Source organism: Vibrio sp. 10N.286.46.A8 (assembly GCF_041470165.1).
Classification (GTDB): domain Bacteria; phylum Pseudomonadota; class Gammaproteobacteria; order Enterobacterales; family Vibrionaceae; genus Vibrio; species Vibrio tasmaniensis_A.
Genome location: NZ_JBFRLX010000082.1, coordinates 1 through 6,741 on the forward strand (window position 1 = coordinate 1; position 6,741 = coordinate 6,741).

5 protein-coding genes are annotated in these 6,741 nt (G+C 46.3%); 1 reads left to right on the forward strand and 4 read right to left on the reverse strand.

The window, feature by feature from the left end:
• The 4 genes from AB4232_RS09805 to coxB all read right to left on the reverse strand — a co-directional run.
• On the reverse strand, positions 1 to 880 hold an 880-nt coding region (locus AB4232_RS09805), incomplete at its 3' end, for a cytochrome c oxidase subunit 3 (protein WP_372087019.1).
• Between the two features lie 38 nt (positions 881 to 918).
• Positions 919 to 1,548, reverse strand: coding sequence for a cytochrome c oxidase assembly protein (locus AB4232_RS09810; protein WP_372087020.1), 630 nt, complete (start codon positions 1,546 to 1,548; stop codon positions 919 to 921).
• An 11-nt stretch (positions 1,549 to 1,559) separates the two neighbouring features.
• The gene (gene ctaD / locus AB4232_RS09815) at positions 1,560 to 3,221 is read right to left on the reverse strand and encodes a cytochrome c oxidase subunit I (protein ID WP_372087021.1); all 1,662 of its coding nucleotides are present in this window, start codon (positions 3,219 to 3,221) and stop codon (positions 1,560 to 1,562) included.
• Positions 3,218 to 4,456, reverse strand: a complete 1,239-nt coding sequence (coxB, locus tag AB4232_RS09820; protein WP_372087022.1) for a cytochrome c oxidase subunit II — start codon at positions 4,454 to 4,456, stop codon at positions 3,218 to 3,220. Before coxB ends, ctaD begins: the two co-directional genes overlap by 4 nt.
• A 507-nt stretch (positions 4,457 to 4,963) precedes the next feature.
• Between coxB and AB4232_RS09825 the strand changes: the two genes are divergently transcribed.
• Positions 4,964 to 6,688 carry a phospho-sugar mutase gene (locus AB4232_RS09825; RefSeq protein WP_372087023.1) on the forward strand — a complete coding sequence of 575 codons (1,725 nt, stop codon included), beginning with the start codon at positions 4,964 to 4,966 and terminating at the stop codon, positions 6,686 to 6,688.
• Positions 6,689 to 6,741 lie beyond the last annotated feature (53 nt).

Genomic DNA, 6,741 nt, shown 5'->3' on the forward strand with positions numbered 1-6,741 from the left:
GTACATAGACAAATACAAACAAACCTAACCAAACCACATCAACAAAGTGCCAATACCAACTACCCGCTTGGAACGCAAAGTGGTCTTTCGGAGTGAAGTGGTCTTTCGCTACCCTCACCAACAACACAATCAAAAAGATCGTCCCTAGACAGACATGCAAGCCATGAAACCCAGTCAGCAAAAAGAAGGTATTACCGTAGATGCCAGATTGAAGTGTCAACCCCATCTCTTGATAAGCGTGAAGGTACTCTTCGACTTGGAAGAATAGGAAGAAGCCAGCCAGAACAATGGTTATCTCCAGCCACACGATCAAAGCCATACGCTTGTTCTGTTCAAGGCTTAGGTGCGCCATATGAAGTGTTACCGATGAAAGCAGCAGGATAATGGTGTTCTTAAGCGGGATACCTTGCCAAGACATCGCTTCTGTCGTCACACCATCAGGGGTAGTGGTTAGCGGCCACATTGATTGAAACATTGGCCACAACACTTCATGGGTCATTGCATTGTTGCCTGCCCCGCCAATCCAAGGCACAGAAATCATACGAGCGTAGAAAAGCGCGCCAAAGAAAGCGCCGAAGAACATAATTTCAGAGAAGATGAACCAACTCATACCTTGTCTAAAAGACCGAGATATTTGCTCAGAATAAAGACCACTTAATGATTCCGTGATCACATTGCTAAACCAACCTGCGAGCATGTAAAGCAACACACAAAACCCGACTAACAGCACTGCTTTGCCAAACACGCCACCAGCGGCGTCGGTGCCCATGTTTTGCACCGTCAAGCCAGCGCCAACCGCGACCAAAAACAACGCAACGGCACCTACTAATGGCCAGTGGCTTTGATGTGGAACGAAATAAACTTCCTTTTTAGAACTCATCGCTCAACTCCTTATGTTGATACTGGTTCTGTAAATCCCTAGTTACTTGCGAGTGTCTCGGCTTTAGGTTGACTCTTGTTCAAGCCAGCATCACTCGTGATATTAAATAACGTATAAGAGAGCGTAAGCGTATGTATCGATTCTGGAATATCGGGCTCGATGTAAAATATCAACCCCATAGCTGCGCTCGTGTACCCGTCCAATGGCTGCTGATTAAAGCAAAAGCATTCCATCTTATTGAAGTAAGTCGCTCCCATACCAGGAGAAACCGATGGTACGGCTTGGCCAACCAATGAAGCTCCAGAAAGATTCTTGGCAATGTAGTTAGTTTGCACCACCTCACCAGGATGAACCTCTAACACTCGAACCTCAGGCGAAAACTGCCACGGCATATCTGGCTTAATGTGCGACATAAATTCAACACGAACAGTACGAGAGTAATCAGGCTGCATTCCCTGAGGTTGAACGGCAGAGACCGTGTTGGTTTTGCCGTTAATCCCTAAGGCGTCACACATCACATCGTAGAGCGGCACCAAAGCGAAACCGAAGCCAAACATCGCAACCACACTCAACACCAAGTAGCCCGTCAGCTTTTTAGTAGATCGCTTATTAGATAGGCGCTTTGGTTGTTTTTTATCTTGATTGGAATCGCTTTGCTTATCACTCATAGCTCATTCCTCTAATCGATTTTAGGTGGATGAGTAAAGGTGTGGTGAGGCGCAGGGCTTGGTACTGTCCATTCTAGCCCTTCAGCTCTGTCCCAAGGCTTGCTTGGTGCAGGCTCTCCGCCTCTTACGCACTTAATAGCTAGCCATAAGAAAATCAACTGAGACAACCCAAAGGCAAAGCCACCAATCGACACGACTTGGTTAACATCAGCAAACTGAATGGCGTAATCTGGAATACGACGCGGCATACCCGCTAGCCCTAAAAAGTGCATAGGGAAGAACAGTACATTAACTGAGATTACCGACGTCCAGAAGTGCCACAAACTGAGCTTGTGGTCGTACATATGCCCAGTCCATTTCGGCAGCCAATAATAGGCGGCGGCCATAATGGAGAACACGGCGCCTGTCACCAGAACATAGTGGAAATGAGCCACCACAAAGTAAGTATCGTGATATTGGAAATCAGCAGGCACGATAGCGAGCATCAATCCAGATAACCCACCGATCGTAAACAAAACAATAAAGGCAATCGCAAACAGCATTGGGGTTTCAAAGGTCAAAGCACCCCGCCACATGGTCGCCACCCAGTTGAACACTTTCACACCAGTCGGCACCGCAATCAACATAGTGCAATACATGAAGAATAGTTCGGCAAATACTGGCATACCCGTGGTGAACATGTGGTGCGCCCAAACCAAGAATGACAACAATGCGATACTACAAGTCGCGTACACCATCGAGTGATAACCAAACAGACGCTTACCACTGAATGCAGGAATGATCGCCGAGACAATACCAAAAGACGGCAAGATCATGATGTACACTTCGGGGTGCCCAAAGAACCAGAATATGTGCTGGAACATCACCAGGTCTCCACCACCAGCGGCATCAAAGAAGCTCGTCCCAAAGTATTTGTCAGTCAGTACCATGGTCACAGCCCCCGCGAGCACGGGCATCACGGCTATCAGCAAGAAAGCGGTAATTAACCATGTCCATACGAACATCGGTAGCTTGAACCAAGTCATACCCGGTGCGCGCATGTTCACTATGGTTACGATGACGTTAATCGCCCCCATGATCGAACTGATCCCCATAATATGAACTGAGAACACAAACAATGCCGTACTGTCTGGGCCATAAGTTGTCGAGAGTGGCGCATAAAATGTCCAACCAAAACTCGGCCCACCTCCCTCAGTAAACAAAGATCCGATCAAGATTAGAAACGCAAAAGGCAAGATCCAGAAACTGAGGTTGTTCATTCTCGGCAACGCCATATCTGGAGCTCCGATCATCATCGGGATCATCCAGTTAGCCAAGCCCGTAAATGCTGGCATCACGGCACCGAATACCATGATTAAACCATGGACTGTAGTCATCTGATTGAAGAAATCTGGCTCAACAAGTTGTAACCCGGGTTGGAATAGCTCAGCACGGATCACCATTGCCATGGCACCACCCGTTAAGAACATCGCAAAGCTGAACCACAGATAAAGTGTACCGATGTCTTTATGATTGGTTGAGTAAAGCCAACGAGCCCAGCCTTTAGGTGCCGCATGTGAGTCGTGATCGTCAACAGGCAAATCATCATTGCCCAGCGTACCTTCCGCAGAATGGCTCAGAACTTGGTCTTCTGCAGGAGCCGATTTCACCGGCTTATTGATTGGTGAACTCATAACTGATCCTTAGCATCATTTTGTGCTTCATCCATTAAGCCTTGCGTTTCATCCGTTGAACCTTGTTCGTCAGAAGCTTGTTCCCCGCCTTCTTGCTTGGCTTTATAAACGTTGATATCTGAAGCCTGAACAATATCGCCGGTGTTATTACCCCAAGCGTTTCGTTGATAAGTCACTACCGCTGCGATCTCTTTCTCGGTTAACTGATTATCGAATGCTTGCATCGCCGTTCCGCCACGACCATAAACAATGGTGTCGATATGAACATCCACATCACCAAGGGCAATAGGACTTCCTTTGATAGCAGGGAATGCTCCGGGAATGCCTTCACCGTTTGCTTGGTGACAAACCGCACATCGAGTTTTGTAAACCTCTTCACCGATGGTATTCAACTCTTCCAAAGAAAGTGACGCATCTAATGCATCTTTCGCGGCTTGTTGTTCGGCTATCGCCAACTCTTTCTGTTCTGCTAGCCATGCGTCAAACCCGTCTTCTTCCATGGCATGCACCACTATCGGCATGAAACCATGAGCGCGGCCACACAACTCTGCACACTGCCCGCGGTAGACGCCGGGCTCATCTATCTTTGTCCAAGCCTCATTGATGAAACCTGGAATGGTATCTTTCTTAACGGCGAATGCTGGCACCCACCATGAGTGAATCACATCATCGGAAGTCATCAAAAAGCGGACTTTACGATTGATAGGCAGTACAAGTGGCTTATCAACTTCTAGCAGGTAATGCGCGCCTTTCACTTCGATGCCTTCAATCTCTTTGTCACTGGTTGCTAGGAGGCTGAAAAACTCAACGTCTTCACCAAAATAGCTGTAGTGCCATTTCCATTGTGACCCTGTGATTTTTACGGTCAGATCTGATTGGGAGGTGTCTTCCATCGCTATTAAGGTTTTAGTGGCGGGTATCGCCATAGCGATAAGGATAATAATAGGAATGATGGTCCAAAGAATTTCTACTTTCGTGCTTTCGTGAAAATGGGCAGCAACCGCACCCTTCGACTTTCTGTGCCTCAGAATCGAATAGAACATCACTCCAAAAACAACAAAGGCAATCGCACAGCAGATATAGAAGATCAGCATATGAAGCTCGTATACCTTACCGCTGATCTCAGTGACACCTTGAGTCATGTTGTATTCACTGCTTGCATGCACCAAAGGCGACACCAAAACCACAACAAAACTTTTCAAAAGCCACGCTAGCCTAACCAGTAATCTTTTCAAAAGATCTCTCCTTATCCTTCCTAATTGGATACTTGCGACCTAAATGTCGTTGCGAGCTGTGTTTCGTTACGAACTACATGTCATTACGAGCTATGTGTCATTCCGAGCCAGACAACATTCATTGTTATTCCAGCTGAACATGAAAAGCTGAATCTCAATCTACAACTCACATGGGGCTAGCCTGTAAATGGGCTGCTGACATCATCTGAACTTAAGAACCGATACGGATCATAAGCGTTGTAAGTTTCCACTAAAGATTCAAAAACGACGAACTTGTTAAGTTTTGTTATATTTATGTAAAAGGCTAGTTAGTGATATCCAATTGTTCAAGGTAAGTTTACTTATTAAACAGTCAATTATTTGAAGTGGCTTTACCCATATGCCTTTCCCTTGCTGTTGGAATTTATTTTAAATCGAGTTTTACGATTGCTTTCATAGAAATGATAATCAGTATCATTTAAATTAAATCAACAGAAAGACACCCCGATATTAAAAGGTTTAGTGATTATGCAAGATGCAATGAACTGGTTAGCGAGAGACCCAGACCCAAGAACTCGTGAAGAGCTTCAATACCTTATCGATGAGGGAATGCACGACGAACTTGAAGACCGCTTTATTCAACGATTAGAATTCGGAACGGCGGGACTGCGCGGCAAAGTCGGATGCGGCCCAAATAGAATGAACCGCTTGGTCATACAAGAAACGGCCACAGGCCTTGGCCACTATTTAATTGAACATGTCGAAAATGCCTCTATGCGTGGTGTAGTGGTTGGCTACGACGGCCGTTTAGATTCAAAGCAATTCGCGATTGATACAGCTTCTGTACTCACTGCTTTAGGTATTAAGGTTTACCTAACTTCGAATGTTGCAGCGACACCTATCGTTGCCTTTGGTATCGATCACTTCAACGCGGCGGCGGCTGTTGTCGTGACGGCGAGCCACAACCCGCCGGAGTACAATGGCTTCAAAGTGTACTGGGAGAATGGCGCTCAAATCATTCCCCCTCATGATGCAGGCATTGCTGCTGAAATAGACATCGCATCGACCAAGCCCATCCCATTGATGAGCCTTAGTGACGCTGAAACACAAGGTAAGTTGGTATGGTTAACTGAAGGCTATTATCAAACGTACCGCGCTGCGATCAACCAGAGCCCACACGTGAGTAAAGAGATCGAATCGGCGAACACCACCATCACCTATACCGCTATGCATGGTGTCGGTGCACAAATGGCGGAAGATCTACTTCATGATTCTGGTTTCCATAAGGTGTTCAGTGTTGCCGAACAGAGAGAACCAGATGGTCACTTCCCAACCGTAAACTTCCCCAACCCGGAAGAAAAAGGCGCGATGGATCTTGTGGTTAACTTAGCAAAAAGTGTCGATGCCGACATCGCTTGCGCTAATGACCCAGATGCAGACCGATTTGCGGTTGCCGTTCGAACCGATGATAAAGTCAGAACTGAAGATGCTTCCTACAAAATGCTCACGGGTGACCAAGTGGGTGTGTTATTCGCGCACTACTTGCTATCAAAGCCACACACTAAAAACCAGTTGGTTGGTAACAGTATCGTATCTTCAACTCTACTTGAGAAAGTGGCTCAATCCCATGGTGCGACTTACTTCCAAACGCTGACTGGCTTTAAATGGTTAGCGAATATTGGCATGCAATTAGAAGATGAGAAAAACGAGTTCTTGTTCGCCTATGAAGAAGCGTTAGGCTACACAATTGGTACTCAGGTACGAGACAAAGATGGGCTGTCTGCTATCGTCGTGTTTGCTCAACTGGTTGAGGAGTTAAAATCTCAAGGGCGAACCGTTTGGGATCTTCTCGCTCAAATTTCATTTGAACATGGGGTTCATACCAACGCGCAACGTAGTATTGCCCTAGACCCAGATTCACCATCGATTGGTTCTAAACTCCGCTCGGCACAACCAAAAGTAATAAACGGTGTCGCTATCTCTGTGATTGAAGATCTGCAGTCTTCTTTGCGCTTTATTGTCGGTGGGGCTACCGAGGCGATTAACCTGCCAGCAAGTGACGTACTCATCTATCATCTCGAGGATGGTTCACGCATTATCGTCCGCCCTTCAGGAACAGAACCAAAAGTTAAGGTTTATTATGAGACGGTAACAAAGTTCGAAGGGACAGAAACCTATGACGATACTCGCAAGCGCGGTGAAGAGTACATGGATAGGCTCATCGAACAACACCAGAAAGAGCTGAACTCTTAGGTAATCATTCTTTCAAAACATCAGTTCAATGAAGTACAATATGTAACTGATAG